Here is a 23,807-nt window from a genome sequence, read left to right as displayed (position 1 = left end):
CAAAAAAAGTATATATTTTTAAAGATAAAAATGTGTAAAAAATCAAAATTTTTAAAAATAGTGATTAAAAATTAATTACTGAATTTAATTTAGCTTTTCTCACTTTCATTATCAATTTTTCCATTTTAATTTTTAAAAAAACTCTTTATATTACTTTTAATTTAAAATTAAAAGTAATATTTTTATATCAGAAGTGGTTTTTTGTGACTAATAATGAATTAATTGATGTTTTAAAAAACAAAAAAGATGAAGAATTTATAAAAATTATTAGACATTTTAAAAATAGAATTAAACAAATTGAGAAAAAAGAAAAATTAGATGCAATTGATAAAAAATTTAAAGAAAAAGGAATTCAATGCCCAAATTGTAAATCTTATTGATGTGTAAAAAATGAATTTAAGAATAATAAACAAAAATATTTATGCAAAGATTGCAAAAGTAGCTTTGATGCTTTAAGAAATCATTTTTTACATTGAAGTCATTTATCTCATGAACAATGAGATTGAGTAATTTGATTATCATTATTAGGCCAATCCGCTTATACTATTTCTCAATTTGCTAAAATTTCAAAAACATCAGCATGATTTAATCGTCAAAAATTTATGAAATCACCACAATTAGCAAAAACACAAAAATCATTCATCAAATTAAAAGGTAGAATGGAAATAGATGAAACTTTTATTAAAGAAATTCATAAAGGAAATTTCAAAAATCCAGATGATCCAAGAAAAAAATGAATTGAAGAAAATGCTAAAGATTTAAACTGTTGTATTGAAATGGCAATTGATGAAAATAAAAATATTTATGCTCAAACAACAAATACTAAAAGATTAACAAAAAAATGAGTACAAGAAAATTTAACATCTAAGCTTATCGAAGAAAAATCAATTATAGCTTGTGATATGCAAATACTATATGATACAGTAGCTAAAAAAACAAATTGTAATCTCCAACAATTTAAAACCTCCACTAATAAAGAATTAAATGGTAATGTTTAGTAATCTGTTTAACTTACAAAAATAACTATGTTTAATTAATTCTAGTAAATAAATCAAAATTGAAATACAGCAATTGCTCATTTTATGATAAAATTTGAAGATATAATTAATCTAAACTAGTAACTTTGTAAAAAGATACACAGATTTTTAAAAAGCCTCATAAATAATTTTGATAATAGACATATTCCGTAAATAAATTTAATCAATTGTCAATAATAATATTTATAAATTTTTTAGTGTTAATAATTATAGAAGTTAATATTTTTTTATTTTAATGGTTTTGTTTTATTAAAAATTTCACAAAGTAAGTTAAATATCAAGTACATAAGTCTAAATATACTTTTTCTACATTTATTTATTAAAATTTTGAATCTTTTTAATCAAGCAAAAACATGTTCAACTTTAATTCTAATTTTTGAAATAATTTTATTGTAGATTTTTTCTTGTTTAGTTAATTTTTTATTTTTAGTTTTTTTAATTGGTATAGCTAACTAAAGTAATGTTTACTCATATCTTGAAAAACAAAATCAATCGCTTTTTTAATATTTGGTCAATAATTTGGTAATATTTTTCGGTAATGTTTAGTAATCTGTGTAACTTAGTGATTTTACAACTAAAATTTATTTAAAAAACACAGTTTTTAGGAAAGTCCCTATTTTGAGGCTTTTTAAAAATCTGTGTATCTTTTTACAAAGTTACTAGTTTTAGATTAATTCTATCTTCAAATTTTATCATAAAATGAGCAATTGCTGTATTTCAATTTTGAATGGGCAGTGTTCATTTTTTTGTTATATTTTCAATTGCTAAGTAAAATATTTTAAAAACTGCCATATCATTTGGAAAAACTTTTTTATTTCTAATAACTTTTCGTAATTGACTATTAACAGATTCAATAGCATTTGTTGTATAAATCACTCTTTTGATTTCTGCAGGATAACTAATAAAAACCATTAAATTATCTAAATTTTTATATCATGATTTAGCAATTTGAGGATATTGTTTATTTCATTTACTTTCAAAAGATTCTAAATCTTGCATTGCTTGTTCTTCACTACATGCACTATAAATTGGTTTTAAATCTGTAACTTAGTGATTTTCTATGTTTGTATGAAACATATTTTAAACTATTTCTAATTTGATGAACTATGCATAATTGATGTTCGGTTTTAGGATAAACTAATTGTATTGCTTCTGACATTCCTGTTAAATTGTTACTACAAGCAATAAGAATATCATTTAAGCCTCGATTTTTCATTTCTGTGAAATTAGATAATCAAAACTTAGAACCTTCATTTTCACTAATTCATAAACCTAAAATATCTTTTTTACCTTCTAAATCAACTCCTAGTGCTATATAAACTGATTTGTTAATAATGCGTTTATCTTGTCGTACTTTAACTACTATACAATCAAAATAAACAATCGGATAAACACTTTCTAATGGCCGATTTTGTCATGCTTTAACATCATCAATAACATCATCAGTAATTTGACTAATAACAATTTCACTAATATCAGGACCATGATATAACTCTTGTAACTGCGTTCTAATATCTGATAAAGTCATGCCTTTTGCATATAATGAAAGAACTTGTTGATCAAAATCATCAAATCTTCTTTGTCTTTTTGCAACTATTACTGGCTCAAAATTAATATTACGATCTCGTGGTACATTAATCTCAATTTTACCTTGTTGGGTTATTAATTTTTTTGAATTTATACCATTGCGAGCATTATCACTATTATTATGTTGATTTTTTTCATATCCTAAATAATTTTGCATTTCAGAATTCAACATTTTTTCAACTAATCTTTTTGTTAATTCTTTATATAAGCCCCCCTTTAAAAACTGTTGTTAAATCTTCAGTATTTTCTAATAATAAATCTACTGCTTTTGATATTGGATCATTATTATTAATATTTTGTTTTTTAGACATAAGTAACTCACTCTTTCTATTTATTTAATTTTATTTACTAGAATTAATTAAACATAGTTATTTTTGTAAGTTACACAGATTACTAAACATTACTAAATATTCATTCATTATTTTAGCTATTTCTTTTAAAAAATCTTCTTGTTTATTTTTATCTCTTTGTTCATATAGAAAAGTTTTTTTATATGTATAATTTAGTTTTTTGAAATAGTTATAAACTTTTTCTTTAGTCATATCACCAAATTTTTCAATTACTTTTTGAACTGTAACATCTTTATTTTGCGCTAAATAATTTTTTAATTCATCTAAATCCTTTATTTTGTGGCTATGTCCTTTTTGATAATTCAAAATTGGTTTTATATGCCCAGTTTCTTTTTTTATTTTTCTTCATAAGAATAAAGTCTTTCTAGTAATATTGAACACTTTACAAATTTCTTTAATTTTCATGTTTTTACTTTCATAGGCTTCTATTACTTTTCTTCGTAATTATTAACTGTATGGTTTTGGCATAATTTAATCTCCCTAATCTATTTTAAATATTGCTGAATTGTACTTTTAAATTCAAAAACTGTTTAAATTACATATTATTATTTTACATTATTTATGAGTAAACATTACTTTAGTTAGCTATATATTACTTGCAAAAAATTAAAATTAATGTAAAACACGATTTTTTAAAAATATTTTTTCAATTTTAGTTTTATCAAAAACTTTATAAAGAAAATCTAAAACTTCATTTTTATTAAATTTATTTTTTAATCAAAACCTAAATCGCAAACTTTCTAAACTTACATAATATTGAAAATCTTTAAAATAATCACTAGTAGCAACATAATCATAACTTCCACCAATTAAATTTGTAATACCTTGTTCATTGGGTTTAGTTTTAAACAAATAAAATTCCTTTGCTTTTTCACATGCTTGTACTAATTCTTGTAAACTTAAAGTTTTACTACCACGAACTATAAACGGATTTCTACAATTTCTACTAAAAGAATATGCTTGAATACCAACATCTTTTTGATTTAAAGACTTAATATTTTCTTGAACTTTTGTTACATATTTACTTAAATATTTAACTTTAATATTACTATAAAAATTTGTCAAAAATAATAAATACTAAAAATGTATTAGTTATAATAACTAATACATTTTTAAACTTTTTTTATTCTTCGTCTTCGCGCCATTCGCCTTCTGACATCAATAATTCTTTACGTACATTTTTAGCAATTATATAATTAGGGTTTTTATCATCACCATTAATTAAAACATTACGTACTAAATAATTTTCAATTTCATTTTGTAGATTTTTTGCAACAAAAGGTCAATCATCTTTCAGTCTAAATTCGCTATCTAATTCTTCTTGTAATTTAGGATTTGTAAGTGTTCTTTTTCTTTGCATTGGTTTATAATAAGCAAAGTATCAAATTAGAGCAAATGCAATGCTAGCAATTAAATAAACTAATTGTAAAACATTAGAAGTTATATCAGATATTCCTTTTGTAGTATCAGTTCCACCTTTACCAATAAGATTTGCTCCTGAAATTAAACCATTGATTAAAGATCTTAATCATTCTTCAAATTGTCAAACTAAGAAAAGTGTTGCTGCAAGTCAAATAATAATTTCAAAAGTATTCTTTTTCAATTTCTTTTCTATAGACAACTTAATTGCAATGGAAAGTACAAAAACATAAATAATAACCATAATAATACCAGCTTCAGCAGTTAATGTTCCATAATTAACAATCGAACTTAAAACTAATTGTCCATCCTTATAAACAGGATGTAACGTATCAACTATTACTCCAATAATATCAGGTAAAATTAATCATACAAAAGCTGAAAAAAAAGTAATAATTAAATTTAATCTAGAAGCTTTAAAAGGAATGTTATCTTTTGATAATTCTTTATATTTAGGTGAAATATACCCCTCAACAGATAATGGTTCTAAAATAGCACCACTATATAAAGCATTTTGCATTCCAGCATTAGACTTTAATGAAATAGTACAAATTAACATTACAAGGATACCAATTATTCCTAATCATTGTGCATGATCTTTATCGCCTAAAATTTTAAAAATACTTAAGTTGGGATTATCTGAAAAATTACCAGCAAAAGCACCAATCATAAGAATTGTTACTGCCATATAAAAAATAGTAGATAAAATCATAACAATAACTAATGAACGACTAATATTTTTTTCAGGATTTCTAACATTTTTACCAATTGTTGAATAGGTTTCAAATCCTAAAAAGAAAAAGAAACACATAGCAAAAGCTTGTGAAAAGTTATTAGCAGTTAATTGTTGATGAGAAGTAGTCATATCTCAATTTGAAGTTCCTGCCATCACAAATAATATAATAGTTGCTATGATTAATAAAAAAGTTGTTCCTCATTTTAAATAACTAGAAATATTCACAAATTTTTTAAATGTAGCCATCCCTAAAAACAATACACAAGAAGCTAAACCATAAATTATAATTCCAATCAAATCTAATCCTAAATGTTGTCATACTCCTCAATTATTATATAAAAAAGAAGATGGATCAGTAAAGTTAATTCTAATCATTGATACAATTTGTGAACTAATTATAACAGGTAAAGTAACATACTGTAAAAAAGAAATTAATCAACCTCAAAAGCGACCATAACTACTTCTAACATAAATATAAGCAGCACCATTATTACCTGGATGTACTCTTGAAAGTCTTGAGAAAGCTCAAGCACAAGTTCCTGCAATTAAACCTTCTACTAAAAAAATTCAAATCATATGAGAACCTAAATTTAAACTATCTTTATTAATTAAAATTGCAAAGTTAGCAGTAAAAGTAATTCCAACAGTATAATTAAAACCAAACCAGACTAATTCTGATAAGGTTAATTTATGATTTGTCCTTTCTTTTTTCTTAAAAAGTTTTAACATAATATTTTCCTTTCAATTATAATAATTATATACCTTTAAAGTGATTTCATTAATTAATGAAATAGTCAATAAAATCAAAAAAATAAAAAAATATATGTAATTTATAATAACTAATTTTATTTTAAAATACTACTTTTTTAATAAGTTATTTTAAAAAATAAGCTTAAACATCTTTTATTCTACATGATAAATAGTGTATTATATAATAATACTTTTAAAAAAATAAAGAAGGAGGTATTAATCATATATGGTGATTACCAAAAAGAAAAAATTTCGTTTATTTCCATTTAAAATGCCAACAGCAATTACAGTCTTATTCTTTATTATTGCTCTAATTATCATTATTTCTTGGATTCCAGGAACAACAGGTAAATGATTAGAAGATGAATCAAAGCCTGTAAGCACTGATAACCCTTGACAAGACGGTGGACCATTAGGTATCATGGACTTATTTTTGGCTCCAATTAAAGGTTTCATTGGTAGCAGCGATATTATTGTTTTTGTTTTAGTAATTGGTGGATATATTGGCATAGTTATGAAATCAGGTGCACTAGATGCAGGAATTGGTCGTTTAGTTAAACGTCTAAACGGAAAAGAAATTTGAATTATTCCTTCAATTATGACTATCCTATCGATTGGTGGAACAGTTGAAGGAATGTGTGAAGAAACTATTCCTTACTATTTAATTATTATTCCAGCAATGTTATCTGCTGGTTTTGATGTTGTTACAGCTGTATTAATGATTTTATTGGGCGCTGGTGTTGGTGTTATGTTTTCAACACTTAATCCCTTTGCTATTGCCACAGCTTCACAAGCTAGTGGTTTAAATCCTGGTGATGGAATCATCTGACGTTTAATTTGTTGATTTTTAGCAACTATCGGTACTATTGCTTTTGTTATGTGATATGCAATCCGTGTTAAACTTAATCCTGAAAAATCAGTTGTTTTTCACTTACATAGTGAGCATCATGAAGAATTTATTAATAAAGAAGAAATACCTGAATTTACTAAACGTCGTAAAATTATTTTAGCACTATTTGGATTAACATTTTTAATTATGGTGCTTTGTATTATTCCATGAGGTAAAATTATAGGAACAACTATTTTTGATGATTCTCACAATACATTAATTAAATATTTTCCATATTTCACAAGTCAAATTAATGCATTTGGTGACTGAAACATTGAAATGTTAGCTTTCTTATTTTTCTTTGTTTCAATTATCATTGCGGCAATTGATTGAAAAGGTGAAGAACAATATGTTCGTAATTTTATTAGTGGTTCTTCAGAATTATTAGGCGTTGCTTTAATAATTGCTGTTGCTGGTGGAATTGGCTGATCATTACAACATTCAGGAATGCAACATGTTGTTGTTGGACAATTGCAAAGTATTGATAAATTACCAAGATTTGCTATTGTTATTATTGGTTTTTTTGCTTTTCTTTTGATTGCCTTTGTTATTCCTTCAACATCAGGATTTGCAAAAGCCGTTTTCCCTATTGTTTCAAAAATAGTAATTCCTTTAGGATTAGCTTCAGGAATGATTACTACTTTTGTTATGGCTAGTGGTTGAATTAATTTATTTGCACCAAGTGCAGGTGTAATGATGGCAGGACTTGCCATTGCTAAAGTCCCCCTAACAATTTTTTATCGAGCAATTTGACCATATACTATCGGTATTACTGTCTTTGCCTTAATAATGTTAAGTATTGGAACTTTATTACCTCAATCAATATTTTAGTAGAATTTAAAGCACTATGTTAATTAAAACTTTTCTCTAATTAGAGAAAAGTTTTTTTATTTTTTATTTCATTTTTATAAAATTAAACAGCATTTGGGAAAACATTCACTTTCACGATTTGTTTGCGGTTGTTCATTATTTAGTAGACTTAATTTATAATCTGCTAATTCTGAAATTTATATAAATTCATCTTCTGGTAAAAAAATTTGTTCTAATATTTTATGGCTTTTATCTCTTTATGTACTATTTTTAAATTTTATCACATAAATTGAGATAAAAGCTATTTTTAATTAAAATCTTAAATATTTTTAATATATTTTTATTATATTAAAAATTAAAATTATAAGTGATTTTTTATATAATTTTACTATTAATAATTTACAAATAAACTATTAAATGTGTAAAAAACCATAATATTTTTTGGAAATTATCCCCGCATGTACTAGTGTGGAGGGAAAAATGAATTGAAATTAATTCAATAGCATATTTCAAAATGAAAACGATTGTTTGAAATATATAGCGAAGTTGAAAGTAATGAAATGTATCAGGTGTGCTTCTTCTAGTTTGAATGTTTCTGATTTGAGAAGAATAAGATGTTTGAAATGTCATCAAACATTTAGTATTCTTAATGACACCATTTTTCACAAGTCACAAACACCTTTGACATCTTGGTTTTATCTCATCTTTAGATGAATAAACACAAAACATGGTATACCATCAACAGATGTTGCAAGGGAATTGGGTGTGACATATAAAACACCTTGAAGAATGGGTCATGAAATCAGAACTAGAATTTGGAATCAAGATGCAGGGTTCATTGATGATGGCACAGCACAGATGGATGAAATGTATCTTTCGCATGTAGGTTTTAAAAAAACAAGGAAGATCCTTGTTGAATAAAACCTTGATTGTTGGAGTTTATGAGAAAACCAGCAACAAACTAATTGTGAAAGTATTGAAAAAAGCAGATGAGAAAAACCTTTTATGATTTGCATTGAAACACATTTCTACTGGGTGTTGTCTGTTTACGGATTCTTGGAAAGTGATATGGAATTTTCAAAAACTTCTATCACAAACATGAAATCGTAGATCATGAAGTTGGGTATGTGTCATCAACAGGTGTAAATACAAACCAGATTGAATCTACACGAAAACACATCCGACGAACTTTCCGAACACACATAAAAGTTTCAAAACACAATATTCATTTATAGCTAACTAAAGTAATGTTTACTCATAAATAATGTAAAATAATAATATGTAATTTAAACAGTTTTGGAATTTAAAAGTACAATTCAGCAATATTTAAAATAGATTAGGAAGATTAAATTATGCCAAAACCATACAGTGAAGACTTACGAAGAAAAGTAATAGAAGCCTATGAAAGTAAAAACATGAAAATTAAAGAAATTTGTAAAGTGTTCAATATTACTAGAAAGACTTTATTCTTATGAAGAAAAAGAAAAAAAGAAACCGGGCATATAAAACCAATTTTTAATTATCAAAAAGGACATAGCGACAAAATAAAGGATTTAGATGTATTAAAAAATTATTTAGCGCAAAATAAAGATGTTACAGTTCAAAAAGTAATTGAAAAATTTGATGATACGACTAAAGAAATAGTTTATAACTATTTCAAAAAACTAAATTATACATATAAAAAAACTTTTCTATATGAACAAAGAGATAAAAATAAACAAGAAGATTTTTTAAAAGAAATAGCTAAAATAATGAATGAAGATTTAGTATATATTGATGAATCTGGAATTGATGATAATGAATTTTATAAATATGGTTGATCTGAAAAAGGTAAAAGATTATTTGATAATAAACCCGCATATAAAATAAAAAGAATGAGTATAATCGGTTCACTAAATAAAGGTAAATTAAAATCCCTATGAGCATTTGAAGGACATTGCAACAGTAAAATTTTTGAATCATATGTAAAAAATATACTAATTCCAGTATTAAAGCGTGGACAAATTATAGTTTTAGATAATCCAACGTTTCATAAATCTAAATTAACACAACAATTAATTGAAAATGCTGGATGCAAACTATTATTTCTTCCACCATATTCTCCTAATTTAAATCCAATTGAACATTTTTGATTTGCTATAAAACATAATATAAGAAAAATATTACCAAATTATTGACCAAATATTAAAAAAGAGATTGATTTTGTTTTTCAAGATATGAGTAAACATTACTTTAGTTAGCTATATATGCAAAAGAAGCTGCATATAAATTCAATAAGATACCTAGTTTTGAAACTATAATTTTGCGTTTGATTTAGATACATGTAGGGATAATTTCCTAGATAGGCTTTTATCTCCGTTTATGTGATAAAATTTAAAAATAGTACATAAAGGGATAAAAGCCAATTTTTTTATGTATTATAATAGTGTTAGTGAGTTATTTAAAATAATATGTTTTACATAAGATTATTGAAGATAATTTCTCACATCTATTCTAGATTTAACCGAGGATGTTAAGAAAAAAATGATAAATATGATAACTTTATTAAAGTTATTAGGCGCTAGTGTCATAACAACATTACCAGTAACTACTGTTATAGCTTGTGGTAACAACAAAGAAGATCAGGTAAAAATATTACTAGATCAAGTATCAATAAATTTAGGTTTAACAAATGATGAAGGAAACAGTTTAAAAACTATTAGACTTGATTGAGAAAAAGATACATCCTTTTTCTGAATTGATAATTCCTATATTTTGGTTACTAAATTATTAAAAAATGAGGTAACTACTGGTCAAGCCAAAGCTAAAGATAAAGACAGTTTCTATTTTTTAAAATCTGTTTTACAACAGAAATTAACATCAGGAACAACACCTGAAGATGGTACTTTTGATGCAGCGGAAGTTGCTAAAATTAAAAATAAAATATCTAATATAAAAGTTTCTACTAGTAAATTTGTAGAACCAAATGATGATGAAAAACTTGTGGTTGGTGATGGAACATATAATTTACAATTCTTTAAAGAATATGGTAAAACAAATTTAGGGGATAAATATACAGTAAAAGTGATGACTGGAACTGATGCTTTATTTAATATTTTTGCAAGTGATAGTCCTGCTAAGTTAAGTTATAATGAATTTGTTTATGAATGAATTTCTATTGAGCATTTCCAAGCGGGTTATAAATTAGAAGAAACTGTTAATAAATGATTAAAAGATAAAACAGAATTACCATTAATAAGCAAAAGCAGAACTGAAAAATCTATTAAATTTAATAACTTTGAACAATTAGTTGGTTGAAAAGCAAAATTTAATGTTATAAGTTTTGAAAGATGAGGAGCATTCCCTTGCCCAAATCATTTAACAGACGGAGATGAACTAACACTTTCTATTGCTTTAGTAAAAAACCAAGAAACTATTTCTTTAAAGTCAACAACAACAATAATAAGAATAAACACTCAATAGTAAAATAATAATGATATGATTAGCATAAAATCATTATTCAACTTTTCTAAAATATATTAATTAAGGTAATAACTATTCTAGTATTACCTTATTTTTTACTTCAAAATAATATATATTATTTTAATTCTTCGCTATTAATTTCCATTGCTGAGATTTGTTTTAATTGAAATTGTTCATGCACTACTGCTTCAAATTCTAAAACAACACCTACTTTAAACTTAAGAAAAGAATCATTAACATATTTTTTATTATTAAAAATTAAAACTGCCAATTGTTCAAAAGCATAATTTAAAATTTTATCAGAATTTGGTTCTAAAGAAAGATAACAAAATATTTGTTCATTCCTTAAATATTGCGATATCTCAAAACTATTATTTAATTTATCTAATTGTTTTCATAAACATGGTGTTAAAATAATTTTAGCATTACCATTATCACTATACTTAATACCATCTCTTTCATAAGAAAAACCATTATTAAAAATAATGGTATTAATTCCTAATTCTTTATAATTAATAGTATATTCGGTTATTAACTCTGCAAAAATATTCTCATTACCTACTCAATCAGCGCTAAATTCTAGATTTTTATTAACAGTAACAATAAGAGCATTTGTTATTTTTTTACTTCATTAGACATATTCCGTAAATAAATTTTTTAAAAGTCAATTAATAATTTAAAATTTATTTTATAATTTCTTTATTAATAAATTAATAAGGTGTTGATAAAAATGAATTTTGAAAATTTAAAAAAAATTAAAAAATGAACAATTTTATAGATATTTTGGTATAAAACGTTTTCATTTTGATGAAATGTTAACAAAATTAATTGAAATAGAAAATTTAAAAAAAACTAAAGGTAGAAAATATAAACTTTCAGTTGAAGAAAGATTGATGATGACTTTAGTATACTGAAAAGAATATTATACTTTTTTCCAAATGAGTATTAAATATAAAATGAGTGCATCAAGTTGTTTTCGAAATATTACTTGAGTAGAAAATAAACTTAGTGATGACAAAGATTATCAGTTTTTAAAAAAAATATAAATCAAAAATTGAGAAAAAACAAGAAGATTTAAATGAATTTCAATTTTATTTAATTGATTCAACTGAAATTGAAATTGAAAGACCAACTAAAAAAACTACAGTTAGAATATTTTTCTGGTAAAAGTTGAATGTTTTCTATAAAATTTCAAATTATATATGACTTTTTAATAAAAAAATTGTTGATATTTTTGCTGATAATGGAAAAGTACATGATTTTCAAATATTAAAAAATTCAAATCTTGAATTTTCAGAAAAAACAATAATTATTGGTGATTTGGGATATCAAGGAATACAAAATATTTATAAAAATACTATATTACCAATTAAAAAAACTAAAAATAAAAAATTAACTAAACAAGAAAAAATCTACAATAAAATTATTTCAAAAATTAGAATTAAAGTTGAACATGTTTTTGCTTGATTAAAAAGATTCAAAATTTTAATAAATAAATGCAGAAAAAGTATATTTAGACTTATGTACTTAAGATTTAACTTACTTTGTGAAATTTTTAATAAAACAAAACCATTAAAATAAAAAAATATTAAAAATATTTTTTTAAAAATTTAAATTTTTATCAAGTTAATATAAAAATAATATTAACAATTTTTGTGTTTGAAATATAAATTTATTTTTAAAGTATTTTTTTAAAAATATTAACTTCTATAATTATTAACACTAAAAAATTTATAAATATTATTATTGACAATTGATTAAATTTATTTACGGAATATGTCTATTGTAAAAATATTTCTCATCGTTCAAGAATAACAAAAACTATTTCATCAATCAAAGTATATGGCATTGAGGATTCTTCTGCTAAAGCTGAAACTTTAGAAACAATATTACTACTTAAAAAATTAGATAATAATCTTACCTTATCACTTATTTGTAAATTTTTATTTTTCTTGTAAATTTTAATAATACGTTTACATGTACTTTTTTTCAAAACTAATTTAGCAGTACCGCGACGTTGATTTTAAAAATATACAAATGCTAGTAAATTATAACCAAATTTCTTTGTCATTATAATTCCCCTGACTATCTTTAAATTATAAATCAATTAATAGGGGCTTTGCCCCTCGTTGCTTGGCAACTCACCCCAGCGGGGCTAAACCCCGCGACCAACCAACCAAGGTTCTGGTTGGCACCGACGAATAATATAGGTTTATTCTATTTTAACATTTTTCTTATTTTTCTTAGAATGTTTATTTCTATAATAACAAGTACGGCATACAATATTTTCAGTTTCTTTCTTTTCAGTTTGTAATATATTATCCAACTTATCTAATCCTACTGCTCTAATATCATCAACAGTAAAATCTAATGCTTTTGACGGTTCATAGTCTTTAACACTACTTAATTCACTTTTCAACGAATGAATATAATTTAAAGCGCGACTATTATATTTTTGTAAATAGGATTTAGGAAATCATAAACTAAAAGTCATAGTTTCGCCACTATAACTAGGTGGTAATCCACCACGTTTAATTATTTTTTTAGTTTTTATTTTAGATAATACAACTTTATTATAATCATCAACATTAGTATAAATATTTAGTTTAAACTTAACTAAAAATAACAAAATACGAATTCTTTTAACTTGCACAATATATTCTACTTTTTCACGTGCTTGTTTTGGTATTCTATCGGGGTGTTGTTCAATCATATACATAATGCTATTAAAATTATGACCTATTAATTTACAAAACATTCCCAAACTTTCTTGTGTTCCTTTAAATTAGGGTGACAAATCATTACTATTAATTTTCAAACCTAACTCATCTAAAACAACCATATCGAACTCTTTAAAAGCATAATTACTATTTAATTGATTAAATTTAAAAAAATCATAATAAGAACAACGATAACTATATTCATTACGTACTTTAATAGGAATAGGACTAACTACCCTACCCTTATATTTTTGCGCTAAACAACAAGCAAGAGCGGATTTACCAGTACGTGGTGGTGCTGAAATAATATAAATACCATCACGTTGTAATATCTTTATATTTTTTCTAGTTATTAAAAATGGATAAAGTATTATTAATAATAAAACTCCTAAAAGTAAATAACCATATCAAGGCATTATTTCAACCCCTAACCAACTTTAAAATCCAACTGCTTTTAAAAATAATCACAATGTTAAAACTTGTTCTAAACCACTAGTAAAATAAACATTTAAAACAGAACTAATAGTATCATCAAAAATACGTCTCAATAATCCATCAAGTTTAGTAAAAAATTGTCTTAATGGTTCAACTGGTAAAACTTTACCAACAACTCCATAAAGTACTCATCTAAAAGCATTACGTAAATGTCCAAAAACATCATATCAACTAACATGCTCATAATCAGGGTTAAAAGGACTATTTGGCGGTACTGGTGTTACTTTGTCGCTTGAAAAAATATTAATCTGACCAAATGAAACCTCCGTTGGAGTAGTTAAATTTGTAGTTCCATGAATATCAAAAAATACAGTTAAATGTCTTAAATTTGGAACACGAACTTGCATAGTAACAAAATTATACAAATCTTGCATATAAACATCATTACCAATTGTTCCTTTAAAAACGTATTTTGTATCACCGACATAATCTAAAAAAGTAAAAGCAAAATCACCAGTAAATGTAGAAAAAGCCTCATAATTAAAATAAAACATAAAACCTTTAATATAAAAACTTAAAGGTTTATCAATTTCAAAATTTAATTCAAAACGTAAATTTAAAGGTTTAACTCAATGATTTAAGTTATGAATAAAAAGTCGATTTTTTTTACCATATTGAACAAAATTATGATTAAACATAATACGAGAAATATCATCTAACTGATATCTCCTAAAAGAATAAACGCCAGTTCCGGTATTAAGTGTTATCTTTTTAACGCCTACAACATCACTTTGATATTCAACATACAAATCATTATCTAAACCACCTATAATTTCGCCACTAACTAATTTTAAATCCGGTTGGTCAACATCAAAATAAGCAGAATTTCATGGAATAGTTGCTCAATCATTAAAATCATTATACTTAATGTGTTTAATCATTTCTTTTTTAATATCATAATTAACAACATTAGGGTCATTTGAAGCAATTAAACTAGTAGGTGCTTGAACAGAAGTATTTACAACAAAAAAAATTAGCAAACTTAAATCACATAATTATTTACCAAATAAACATTTTGGATGGGTTACACTTTATTAGACACTAATTACGTAGACAAGTGAACAAATTAGTTAAAAGAAAGGAATTATAATTATGGCCAATATTAACTCATATTCAGATGAATTTAAAAAACAAATAGTAGCTTTATATCAAAGTGGTAAGTCAGTGTCTTGTCTTGCTAAAGAGTACATTAGACATATTCCGTAAATAAATTTAATCAATTGTCAATAATAATATTTATAAATTTTTTAGTGTTAATAATTATAGAAGTTAATATTTTTAAAAAAATACTTTAAAAATAAATTTATATTTCAAAAACAAAAATTGTTAATATTATTTTTATATTAACTTGATAAAAATTTAAATTTTTAAAAAAATATTAAAAATATTTTTTTATTTTAATGGTTTTGTTTTATTAAAAACTTCACAAAGTAAGTTAAATCTTAAGTACATAAGTCTAAATATACTTTTTCTACATTTATTTATTAAAATTTTGAATCTTTTTAATCAAGCAAAAACATGTTCAACTTTAATTCTAATGGTAATGTTTAGTAATCTGTGTAACTTACAAAAATAACTATGTTTAATTAATTCTAGTAAATAAAATTAAATAACTAGAAAGAGTGAGTTACTTATGTCTAAAAAACAAAATATTAATAATAATGATCCAATATCAAAAGTAGTAGATTTATTACTAGAAAATACTGAAGATTTAACAACAGTTTTTAAAGAGGGAGATTTATATAAAGAATTAACAAAAAGATTAGTTGAAAAAATGTTGAATTCTGAAATGCAAAATTATTTAGGATATGAAAAAAATAAACATAATAATAGTGATAATGCTCGTAATGGTATAAGTTCAAAAAAATTAATAACTCAACAAGGTAAAATTGAGATTAATGTACCACGAGATCGTAATATTAATTTTGAGCCAGTAATAGTTGCAAAAAGACAAAGAAGATTTGATGGTTTTGATCAACAAGTTCTTTCATTATATGCCAAAGGCATGACTTTATCAGATATTAGAATGCAGTTACAAGAGTTATATCATGGTGCTGATATTAGTGAAAGCGTTATTAGTCAAATTACTGATGATGTTATTGATGATGTTAAAGCATGACAAAATCGGCCATTAGAAAGCGTTTATCCGATTGTTTATTTTGATTGTATAGTAGTTAAAGTGCGACAAGATAAACGCATTATTAACAAATCAGTTTATATAACACTAGGAGTTGATTTAGAAGGTAAAAAAGATATTTTAGGTTTATGAATTAGTGAAAATAGACATATTCCGTAAATAAATTTAATCAATTGTCAATAATAATATTTATAAATTTTTTAGTGTTAATAATTATAGAAGTTAATATTTTTAAAAAAATACTTTAAAAATAAATTTATATTTCAAACACAAAAATTGTTAATATTATTTTTATATTAACTTGATAAAAATTTAAATTTTTAAAAAAATATTAAAAATATTTTTTTATTTTAATGGTTTTGTTTTATTAAAAATTTCACAAAGTAAGTTAAATCTTAAGTACATAAGTCTAAATATACTTTTTCTACATTTATTTATTAAAATTTTGAATCTTTTTAATCAAGCAAAAACATGTTCAACTTTAATTCTAATTTTTGAAATAATTTTATTGTAGATTTTTTCTTGTTTAGTTAATTTTTTATTTTTAGTTTTTTTAATTGGTAATATAGTATTTTTATAAATATTTTGTATTCCTTGATATCCCAAATCACCAATAATTATTTTTTTTCTGAAAATTAAAGATTTGAATTTTTTAATATTTGAAAATCATGTACTTTTCCATTATCAGCAAAAATATCAACAATTTTTTTATTAAAACAGTCATATATAATTTGAAATTTTATAGAAAACATTCAACTTTTACCAGAAAAATATTCTACCTTTAGTTTTTTTAGTTGGTCTTTCAATTTCAATTTCAGTTGAATCAATTAAATAAAATTGAAATTCATTTAAATCTTCTTGTTTTTTCTCAATTTTTGATTTATATTTTGTTTTTAAAAACTGATAATCTTTGTCATCACTAAGTTTATTTTCTACTCAAGTAATATTTCGAAAACAACTTGATGCACTCATTTTATATTTAATACTCATTTGGAAAAAAGTATAATATTATTTTCAGTATACTAAAGTCATCATCAATCTTTCTTCAACTGAAAGTTTATATTTTCTACCTTTAGTTTTTTTTAAATTTTCTATTTCAATTAATTTTGTTAACATTTCATCAAAATGAAAACGTTTTATACCAAAATATCTATAAAATTGTTCATTTTTTAATTTTTTTAAATTTTCAAAATTCATTTTTATCAACACCTTATTAATTTATTAATAAAGAAATTATAAAATAAATTTTAAATTATTAATTGACTTTTAAAAAATTTATTTACGGAATATGTCTAATGAAGGTTCTAAGTTTTGATTATCTAATTTCACAGAAATGAAAAATCGAGACTTAAATGATATTCTTATTGCTTGTAGTGACAATTTAACAGGAATGTCAGAAGCAATACAATCAGTTTATCCTAAAACCGAACATCAATTATGCATAGTTAATCAAATTAGAAATAGTTTAAAATATGTTTCATACAAACATAGAAAATCACTAGTTACAGATTTAAAACCAATTTATAGTGCATGTAGTGAAGAACAAGCAATGCAAGCTTTAGAATATTTTGAAAGTAAATGAAATAAACAATATCCTCAAATTGCTAAATCATGATATAAAAATTGAGGTAATTTAATGGTTTTTATTAGTTATCCTGCAGAAATCAAAAGAGTGATTTATACAACAAATGCTATTGAATCTGTTAATAGTCAATTACGAAAAGTTATTAGAAATAAAAAAGTTTTTCCAAATGATATGGCAGTTTTTAAAATATTTTACTTAGCAATTGAAAATATAACAAAAAAATGAACAATGCCCATTCAAAATCGAAATACAGCAATTGCTCATTTTATGATAAAATTTGAAGATAGAATTAATCTAAACTAGCAACTTTGTAAAAAGATACACAGATTTTTAAAAAGCCTCATTCTAATTTTTGAAATAATTTTATTGTAGATTTTTTCTTGTTTAGTTAATTTTTTATTTTTAGTTTTTTTAATTGGTAATATAGTATTTTTATAAATATTTTGTATTCCTTGATATCCCAAATCACCAATAATTATTTTTTTTCTGAAAATTCAAGATTTGAATTTTTTAATATTTGAAAATCATGTACTTTTCCATTATCAGCAAAAATATCAACAATTTTTTTATTAAAAAAGTCATATATAATTTGAAATTTTATAGAAAAAATCCAACTTTTACCAGAAAAATATTATAACTGTAGTTTTTTTAATTGGTCTTTCAATTTCAATTTCAGTTGAATCAATTAAATAAAATTGAAATTCATTTAAATCTTCTTTTTTTTCTCAATTTTTGATTTATATTTTGTTTTTAAAAACTGATAATCTTTGTCATCACTAAGTTTATTTTCTACTCAAGTAATATTTCGAAAACAACTTGATGCACTCATTTTATATTTAATACTAATTTGGAAAAAAAGTATAATATTCTTTTCAGTATACTAAAGTCATCATCAATCTTTCTTCAACTGAAAGTTTATATTTTCTACCTTTAGTTTTTTTAAATTTTCTATTTCAATTAATTTTGTTAACATTTCATCAAAATGAAAACGTTTTATACCAAAATATCTATAAAATTGTTCATTTTTTAATTTTTTTAAATTTTCAAAATTCATTTTTATCAACACCTTATTAATTTATTAATAAAGAAATTATAAAATAAATTTTAAATTATTAATTGACTTTTAAAAAATTTATTTACGGAATATGTCTAATGTTACAAGAGCAGCTACTTATAATTGAATTAAGCAATTTACTAATTCAGTCAGTTTTAAAACCAAAGATAACCGTTCTGTTGAAGAAAATGAATTAATTAAATTAAGAAAAGAATTAAAACAATTAAGAATGGAAAATGATATTTTAAAGCAAACAGCACTAATAATAGGCAGAAAATAGAAATTATTACTAAAAATAAAGTTAAATATAAAATTCGTACAATGTGTCGTTTTTTAAAAATCTCTAAATCAACATATTATTTTAATTTCAAGAAAAAAGAAGATAAAATTCAAAATAATATGTATGATGAAACTGTTATTAGCGCTTTTAAAGAAAATAAAGAAGCTTATGGAACAAGAAGATTAAAAGTTGTTCTAAAAGAAAAGAAAATTAATTTATCAAGACGAAAAATTAAAAAAATTATGAATAAACATAATTTAATATCAAAATACACTAAATTATCATACAAAAATTATCATAATAAAGTCAATGATAGTCAAATTACTAATCTTGTTAATAGAGACTTTAATAATAGGCTTAAAAATGAAGTTATTGTTAGTGATTTAACTTATGTTCAAGTTAATGGTAAATGAAACTATATTTGCTTATTAATCGACCTTTACAATCGCGAAATTATTGGGCATAGTGTAGGTACTAAAAAAGATGCATCATTAGTATATCAAGCATTTATGTGCTCAAATCGTTGTTTAAAAAATATTCAAATATTTCATAGCGATCGCGGTAATGAATTTAATAATAAAAATATTGATAAACTTTTATTAGCCTTCGATATTACCCGCTCTTTAAGCAAAAAAAGGTTGTCCTTATGATAACGCTGTTGCTGAAGCAACTTTCAAAACTTTCAAAACAGAGGTTATTAATGATAAAAATTTTACATCATTAATCCAATTAAAATTAGAATTATTTTATTATATAAATTGATACAACAACATAAGAATCCACAGCACTCTAAACTACTTAACCACCATAAAATACATAAGCACAAATGTCTACCAAAAAACAGTCCTAAAAAAGATTGCCATTCCAAAAATTAGACAAAAATACAATATTAAAAAAGAAATAATCAATAGACATATTCCGTAAATAAATTTAATCAATTGTCAATAATAATATTTATAAATTTTTTAGTGTTAATAATTATAGAAGTTAATATTTTTAAAAAAATACTTTAAAAATAAATTTATATTTCAAACACAAAAATTGTTAATATTATTTTTATATTAACTTGATAAAAATTTAAATTTTTAAAAAAATATGAGGCTTTTTAAAAATCTGTGTATCTTTTTACAAAGTTACTAGTTTAGATTGATTCTATCTTCAAATTTTATCATAAAATGAGCAATTGATGTATTTCAATTTTTAATGGGCATTGTTCATTTTTTTGTTATATTTTCAATTGCTAAGTAAAATATTTTAAAAACTGCCATATCATTTGGAAAAACTTTTTTATTTCTAATAACTTTTCATAATTGACTATTAACAGATTCAATAGCATTTGTTGTATAAATCACTCTTTTGATTTCTGCAGGATAACTAATAAAAACCATTAAATTATCTCAATTTTTATATCATGATTTAGCAATTTGAGGATATTGTTTATTTCATTTACTTTCAAAAGATTCTAAATCTTGCATTGCTTGTTATTCACTACATGCACTATAAATTGGTTTTAAATCTGTAACTAGCGATTTTCTATGTTTGTATGAAACATATTTTAAACTATTTCTAATTTGATGGACTATGCATAATTGATGTTTGGTTTTAGGATAAACTGATTGTATCGCTTCTGACATTTCTGTTAAATTGTCACTACAAGCAATAAGAATATCATTTAAGCCTCGATTTTTCATTTCTGTGAAATTAGATAATCAAAACTTAGAACCTTCATTTTCACTAATTCATAAGCCTAAAACATCTTTTTTACCTTCTAAATCAACTCCTAGTGCTATATAAACTGATTTGTTAATAATGAGTTTATCTTGTCGTACTTTAACTACTATACAATCAAAATAAACAATCGGATAAACACTTTCTAATGGCCGATTTTGTCATGCTTTAACATTATCAATAACATCATCAGTAATTTGACTAATAACACTTTCACTAATATCAGCACCATGATATAACTCTTGTAACTGCATTCTAATATCTGATAAAGTCATGCCTTTGGCATATAATGAAAGAACTTGTTGATCAAAACCATCAAATCTTCTTTGTCTTTTTGCAACTATTAATGGCTCAAAATTACTATTACGAACTCGTGGTACATTAATCTCAATTTTACCTTGTTGAGTTATTAATTTTTTTTGAATTTATACCATTACGAGCATTATCACTATTATTATGTTGATGTTTTTAATATCCTAAATAATTTTGCATTTCATAATTCAACATTTTTTCAACTAATCTTTTTGTTAATTCTTTATATAAACATCCCTCTTTAAAAACTGTTGTTAAATCTTCAGTATTTTTTAGTAATAAATCTACTACTTTTGATATTGGGTCATTATTATTAATATTTTGTTTTTTAGACATAAGTAACTCACTCTTTCTATTTATTTAATTTTATTTACTAGAATTAATTAAACATAGTTATTTTTGTAAGTTACACAGATTACTAAACATTACCAAACTTTTTTATTTCTAATAACTTTTCGTAATTGACTATTAACAGATTCAATAGCATTTGTTGTATAAATCACTCTTTTGATTTCTGCAGGATAACTAATAAAAACCATTAAATTATCTCAATTTTTATATCATGATTTAGCAATTTGAGGATATTGTTTATTTCATTTACTTTCAAAAGATTCTAAATCTTGCATTGCTTGTTATTCACTACATGCACTATAAATTGGTTTTAAATCTGTAACTAGCGATTTTCTATGTTTGTATGAAACATATTTTAAACTATTTCTAATTTGATGGACTATGCATAATTGATGTTCGGTTTTAGGATAAACTGATTGTATCGCTTCTGACATTTCTGTTAAATTGTCACTACAAGCAATAAGAATATCATTTAAGCCTCGATTTTTCATTTCTGTGAAATTAGATAATCAAAACTTAGAACCTTCATTTTCACTAATTCATAAGCCTAAAACATCTTTTTTACCTTCTAAATCAACTCCTAGTGCTATATAAACTGATTTGTTAATAATGAGTTTATCTTGTCGTACTTTAACTACTATACAATCAAAATAAACAATCGGATAAAAAATTTCTAATGGCCGATTTTGTCATGCTTTAACATCATCAATAACATCATCAGTAATTTGACTAATAACACTTTCACTAATATCAGCACCATGATATAACTCTTGTAACTGCATTCTAATATCTGATAAAGTCATGTCTTTGGCATATAATGAAAGAACTTGTTGATAAAAACCATCAAATCTTCTTTGTCTTGTTGCAACTATTACTGGATCAAAATTACTATTACGATCTCGTGGTACATTAATCTCAATTTTAACTTGTTGGGTTATTAATTTTTTTGAATTTATACCATTGCGAGCATTATCACTATTATTATGTTGATTTTTTTCATATCCTAAATAATTTTGCATTTCAGAATTCAACATTTTTTCAACTAATATTTTTGTTAATTCTTTATATAAACCTCCCTCTTTAAAAACTGTTGTTAAATCTTCAGTATTTTCTAATAATAAATCTACTGCTTTTGATATTGGATCATTATTATTAATATTTTGTTTTTTAGACATAAGTAACTCACTCTTTCTAGTTATTTAATTTTATTTACTAGAATTAATTAAACATAGTTATTTTTGTAAGTTACACAGATTACTAAACATTACCAAAATTTAAATTTTTATCAAGTTAATATAAAAATAATATTAACAATTTTTGTGTTTGAAATATAAATTTATTTTTAAAGTATTTTTTTAAAAATATTAACTTCTATAATTATTAACACTAAAAAATTTATAAATATTATTATTGACAATTGATTAAATTTATTTACGGAATATGTCTTTTGTAAAAAGATACACAGATGTTTAAAAAGCCTCTTAATTCTTTATATAAACCTCCCTCTTTAAAAACTGTTGTTAAATCTTCAGTATTTTTTAATAATAAATCTACTGCTTTTGATATTTGATCATTATTATTAATATTTTGTTTTTTAGACATACGTAACTCACTCTTTATAGTTATTTAATTTTATTTACTAGAATTAATTAAACATATTTATTTTTGTAAGTTACACAGATTACTAAACATTACCAAAAAGCTATTGATTTTGTTTTTCAAGATATGAGTAAAAATTACTTTAGTTAGATATATATTAATTATTTCTTTTTCTTTAATTTCTTGATTAATTTTATTTAACTTATTTTCTGCTTCATTAACTTTATTTTCTATTTCTTGTTGAGCATTATTTTCAGTTAAAGGTTCAGTTGTTTGTTGAACATTATCTTCATTTTCTAACATTTAACATTCTCCTAATCTTATCCCAATAATCGATCTTTAACTAATTGTGCCATTTCACTTATTAATTTTTTATAATCATTAACTGCATTTTCTAATGTATCAATATCAAAAAATTTAAAACAATTATCAATATGTAAATCAAAATCTCTATCAATACTAATATCTTGTTTTCTATATTTTTCATTAAATTCAATTTTTGTCAT

32 protein-coding genes and 3 pseudogenes are annotated in these 23,807 nt (G+C 23.3%); 14 read left to right on the top strand and 21 right to left on the bottom strand.

All coding sequences use genetic code 4. The annotated features are described in order from the left end of the window. Positions 1-203: 203 nt before the first annotated feature. A complete protein-coding gene (locus tag ABWV63_RS10245; protein WP_353306270.1) occupies positions 204-998 on the top strand; it encodes a hypothetical protein in 795 nt (264 codons plus the stop codon). 266 nt (positions 999-1,264) lie between these two features. Here the strand turns inward: ABWV63_RS10245 and ABWV63_RS10240 are convergent, their stop codons facing one another. The 5 genes and pseudogenes from ABWV63_RS10240 to ABWV63_RS10220 all read right to left on the bottom strand — a co-directional run bounded on the left by ABWV63_RS10240 (position 1,265) and on the right by ABWV63_RS10220 (position 5,858). Continuing rightward, complete coding sequence (locus ABWV63_RS10240) at positions 1,265-1,435, bottom strand: transposase family protein (RefSeq protein ID WP_353307251.1); 171 nt, start codon at positions 1,433-1,435, stop codon at positions 1,265-1,267. A 250-nt stretch (positions 1,436-1,685) separates the two neighbouring features. Next, positions 1,686-2,935: pseudogene (locus ABWV63_RS10235) on the bottom strand (IS256 family transposase). A 57-nt stretch (positions 2,936-2,992) separates the two neighbouring features. Then, positions 2,993-3,379: an IS630 transposase-related protein gene (locus ABWV63_RS10230; RefSeq protein WP_353306269.1), complete on the bottom strand. Its 387-nt coding sequence runs from the start codon at positions 3,377-3,379 to the stop codon at positions 2,993-2,995. Between the two features lie 207 nt (positions 3,380-3,586). Further along, positions 3,587-4,039, bottom strand: coding sequence for a hypothetical protein (locus ABWV63_RS10225; RefSeq protein ID WP_353306268.1), 453 nt, complete (start codon positions 4,037-4,039; stop codon positions 3,587-3,589). A gap of 58 nt (positions 4,040-4,097) precedes the next feature. Then, positions 4,098-5,858, bottom strand: coding sequence for an APC family permease (locus ABWV63_RS10220; RefSeq protein WP_353306267.1), 1,761 nt, complete (start codon positions 5,856-5,858; stop codon positions 4,098-4,100). Between the two features lie 247 nt (positions 5,859-6,105). Here ABWV63_RS10220 and ABWV63_RS10215 point away from each other — a divergent pair, with 247 nt between their 5' ends. The 5 genes from ABWV63_RS10215 (at position 6,106) to ABWV63_RS10195 (ending at position 11,040) form a co-directional block, all read left to right on the top strand. Next, a complete protein-coding gene (locus tag ABWV63_RS10215) occupies positions 6,106-7,599 on the top strand; it encodes a YfcC family protein (protein ID WP_353306266.1) in 1,494 nt (497 codons plus the stop codon). Between the two features lie 534 nt (positions 7,600-8,133). Continuing rightward, positions 8,134-8,499, top strand: coding sequence for a hypothetical protein (locus ABWV63_RS10210; protein ID WP_353306265.1), 366 nt, complete (start codon positions 8,134-8,136; stop codon positions 8,497-8,499). Between the two features lie 89 nt (positions 8,500-8,588). Continuing rightward, positions 8,589-8,813 (top strand): hypothetical protein, encoded by a 225-nt coding sequence (locus ABWV63_RS10205; protein ID WP_353306264.1) that lies wholly within the window; start codon positions 8,589-8,591, stop codon positions 8,811-8,813. A gap of 117 nt (positions 8,814-8,930) precedes the next feature. Beyond that, positions 8,931-9,818, top strand: a complete 888-nt coding sequence (locus ABWV63_RS10200; RefSeq protein WP_353306263.1) for an IS630 family transposase — start codon at positions 8,931-8,933, stop codon at positions 9,816-9,818. A gap of 283 nt (positions 9,819-10,101) precedes the next feature. Continuing rightward, positions 10,102-11,040 (top strand): hypothetical protein, encoded by a 939-nt coding sequence (locus ABWV63_RS10195; RefSeq protein ID WP_353306262.1) that lies wholly within the window; start codon positions 10,102-10,104, stop codon positions 11,038-11,040. Between the two features lie 115 nt (positions 11,041-11,155). On the opposite strand, the gene ABWV63_RS10190 is transcribed toward ABWV63_RS10195, so the two are convergent. Beyond that, positions 11,156-11,311 carry a hypothetical protein gene (locus ABWV63_RS10190; RefSeq protein ID WP_353306261.1) on the bottom strand — a complete coding sequence of 52 codons (156 nt, stop codon included), beginning with the start codon at positions 11,309-11,311 and terminating at the stop codon, positions 11,156-11,158. Positions 11,312-11,852: 541 nt separating this feature from the next. Here ABWV63_RS10190 and ABWV63_RS10185 point away from each other — a divergent pair. Then, positions 11,853-12,086, top strand: a complete 234-nt coding sequence (locus ABWV63_RS10185; RefSeq protein ID WP_353306260.1) for a transposase family protein — start codon at positions 11,853-11,855, stop codon at positions 12,084-12,086. Positions 12,087-12,210: 124 nt separating this feature from the next. Further along, on the top strand, positions 12,211-12,621 hold the full coding sequence (locus tag ABWV63_RS10180; RefSeq protein ID WP_353305744.1) for a transposase family protein: 411 nt from the start codon (positions 12,211-12,213) through the stop codon (positions 12,619-12,621). A 199-nt stretch (positions 12,622-12,820) separates the two neighbouring features. Here the strand turns inward: ABWV63_RS10180 and ABWV63_RS10175 are convergent, their stop codons facing one another. From ABWV63_RS10175 to ABWV63_RS10160, 4 genes are all read right to left on the bottom strand, one after another. Next, the gene (locus ABWV63_RS10175; RefSeq protein ID WP_353306259.1) at positions 12,821-13,033 is read right to left on the bottom strand and encodes a hypothetical protein; all 213 of its coding nucleotides are present in this window, start codon (positions 13,031-13,033) and stop codon (positions 12,821-12,823) included. A 219-nt stretch (positions 13,034-13,252) separates the two neighbouring features. After that, positions 13,253-13,798 (bottom strand): hypothetical protein, encoded by a 546-nt coding sequence (locus ABWV63_RS10170; protein WP_353306258.1) that lies wholly within the window; start codon positions 13,796-13,798, stop codon positions 13,253-13,255. A gap of 27 nt (positions 13,799-13,825) precedes the next feature. Continuing rightward, positions 13,826-14,176: a hypothetical protein gene (locus ABWV63_RS10165; protein WP_353306257.1), complete on the bottom strand. Its 351-nt coding sequence runs from the start codon at positions 14,174-14,176 to the stop codon at positions 13,826-13,828. Positions 14,177-14,197: 21 nt separating this feature from the next. Then, positions 14,198-15,235, bottom strand: coding sequence for a hypothetical protein (locus ABWV63_RS10160; protein WP_353306256.1), 1,038 nt, complete (start codon positions 15,233-15,235; stop codon positions 14,198-14,200). Positions 15,236-15,347: 112 nt separating this feature from the next. Between ABWV63_RS10160 and ABWV63_RS10155 the strand changes: the two genes are divergently transcribed. Together ABWV63_RS10155 and ABWV63_RS10150 are read left to right on the top strand one after the other, a co-directional pair. Next, on the top strand, positions 15,348-15,461 hold the full coding sequence (locus tag ABWV63_RS10155; RefSeq protein ID WP_353306255.1) for a transposase: 114 nt from the start codon (positions 15,348-15,350) through the stop codon (positions 15,459-15,461). A gap of 427 nt (positions 15,462-15,888) precedes the next feature. Then, positions 15,889-16,551, top strand: coding sequence for a transposase (locus ABWV63_RS10150; protein ID WP_353306254.1), 663 nt, complete (start codon positions 15,889-15,891; stop codon positions 16,549-16,551). Positions 16,552-16,737: 186 nt separating this feature from the next. On the opposite strand, the gene ABWV63_RS10145 is transcribed toward ABWV63_RS10150, so the two are convergent. The 3 genes from ABWV63_RS10145 to ABWV63_RS10135 all read right to left on the bottom strand — a co-directional run bounded on the left by ABWV63_RS10145 (position 16,738) and on the right by ABWV63_RS10135 (position 17,589). Beyond that, positions 16,738-16,998 (bottom strand): transposase family protein, encoded by a 261-nt coding sequence (locus tag ABWV63_RS10145; RefSeq protein WP_353305623.1) that lies wholly within the window; start codon positions 16,996-16,998, stop codon positions 16,738-16,740. A gap of 153 nt (positions 16,999-17,151) precedes the next feature. Continuing rightward, a complete protein-coding gene (locus ABWV63_RS10140; RefSeq protein ID WP_353306253.1) occupies positions 17,152-17,382 on the bottom strand; it encodes a hypothetical protein in 231 nt (76 codons plus the stop codon). An 18-nt stretch (positions 17,383-17,400) separates the two neighbouring features. Beyond that, complete coding sequence (locus ABWV63_RS10135) at positions 17,401-17,589, bottom strand: hypothetical protein (protein ID WP_353306102.1); 189 nt, start codon at positions 17,587-17,589, stop codon at positions 17,401-17,403. A 91-nt stretch (positions 17,590-17,680) separates the two neighbouring features. On the opposite strand from ABWV63_RS10135, the gene ABWV63_RS10130 reads away from it, so the two are divergent. Then, positions 17,681-18,280, top strand: coding sequence for a transposase (locus ABWV63_RS10130; RefSeq protein WP_353306252.1), 600 nt, complete (start codon positions 17,681-17,683; stop codon positions 18,278-18,280). Here ABWV63_RS10130 and ABWV63_RS10125 read toward each other — a convergent pair. From ABWV63_RS10125 to ABWV63_RS10115, 3 genes are all read right to left on the bottom strand, one after another. After that, positions 18,277-18,441, bottom strand: coding sequence for a hypothetical protein (locus ABWV63_RS10125; RefSeq protein WP_353306251.1), 165 nt, complete (start codon positions 18,439-18,441; stop codon positions 18,277-18,279). The genes ABWV63_RS10130 and ABWV63_RS10125 overlap by 4 nt on opposite strands. A 242-nt stretch (positions 18,442-18,683) precedes the next feature. Continuing rightward, the gene (locus ABWV63_RS10120; protein ID WP_353306250.1) at positions 18,684-18,806 is read right to left on the bottom strand and encodes a hypothetical protein; all 123 of its coding nucleotides are present in this window, start codon (positions 18,804-18,806) and stop codon (positions 18,684-18,686) included. A gap of 51 nt (positions 18,807-18,857) precedes the next feature. Next, positions 18,858-19,031 carry a hypothetical protein gene (locus ABWV63_RS10115; RefSeq protein WP_353305528.1) on the bottom strand — a complete coding sequence of 58 codons (174 nt, stop codon included), beginning with the start codon at positions 19,029-19,031 and terminating at the stop codon, positions 18,858-18,860. A 91-nt stretch (positions 19,032-19,122) separates the two neighbouring features. Here ABWV63_RS10115 and ABWV63_RS10110 point away from each other — a divergent pair, with 91 nt between their 5' ends. Genes ABWV63_RS10110 through ABWV63_RS10100 form a run of 3 tightly spaced genes read left to right on the top strand, consistent with a single transcriptional unit; the run spans position 19,123 to position 20,235 of the window. Further along, complete coding sequence (locus ABWV63_RS10110; RefSeq protein ID WP_353306249.1) at positions 19,123-19,311, top strand: hypothetical protein; 189 nt, start codon at positions 19,123-19,125, stop codon at positions 19,309-19,311. A 41-nt stretch (positions 19,312-19,352) separates the two neighbouring features. Further along, entirely contained in the window at positions 19,353-19,964 is a 612-nt protein-coding gene (locus ABWV63_RS10105) for a DDE-type integrase/transposase/recombinase (RefSeq protein WP_353306248.1), read from the top strand. A gap of 43 nt (positions 19,965-20,007) precedes the next feature. Beyond that, positions 20,008-20,235, top strand: coding sequence for an IS3 family transposase (locus ABWV63_RS10100; protein WP_353307250.1), 228 nt, complete (start codon positions 20,008-20,010; stop codon positions 20,233-20,235). A gap of 212 nt (positions 20,236-20,447) precedes the next feature. Here ABWV63_RS10100 and ABWV63_RS10095 read toward each other — a convergent pair. The 5 genes and pseudogenes from ABWV63_RS10095 to ABWV63_RS10075 all read right to left on the bottom strand — a co-directional run bounded on the left by ABWV63_RS10095 (position 20,448) and on the right by ABWV63_RS10075 (position 23,807). Further along, positions 20,448-21,687, bottom strand: a pseudogene (locus tag ABWV63_RS10095) (IS256 family transposase). A gap of 89 nt (positions 21,688-21,776) precedes the next feature. Next, positions 21,777-22,877, bottom strand: a pseudogene (locus tag ABWV63_RS10090) (IS256 family transposase). 256 nt (positions 22,878-23,133) lie between these two features. Then, positions 23,134-23,304 (bottom strand): hypothetical protein, encoded by a 171-nt coding sequence (locus ABWV63_RS10085; RefSeq protein WP_353306247.1) that lies wholly within the window; start codon positions 23,302-23,304, stop codon positions 23,134-23,136. A 57-nt stretch (positions 23,305-23,361) separates the two neighbouring features. Then, positions 23,362-23,604 (bottom strand): hypothetical protein, encoded by a 243-nt coding sequence (locus tag ABWV63_RS10080; RefSeq protein ID WP_353306246.1) that lies wholly within the window; start codon positions 23,602-23,604, stop codon positions 23,362-23,364. Between the two features lie 17 nt (positions 23,605-23,621). Next, complete coding sequence (locus tag ABWV63_RS10075) at positions 23,622-23,807, bottom strand: hypothetical protein (RefSeq protein WP_353306245.1); 186 nt, start codon at positions 23,805-23,807, stop codon at positions 23,622-23,624.

It is taken from the genome of Spiroplasma ixodetis (assembly GCF_040369795.1).
Taxonomy (GTDB): Bacteria; Bacillota_I; Bacilli_A; order Mycoplasmatales; family VBWQ01; genus Spiroplasma_E; species Spiroplasma_E ixodetis_B.
This window is presented reverse-complemented; position numbering and strand designations above follow the sequence as displayed.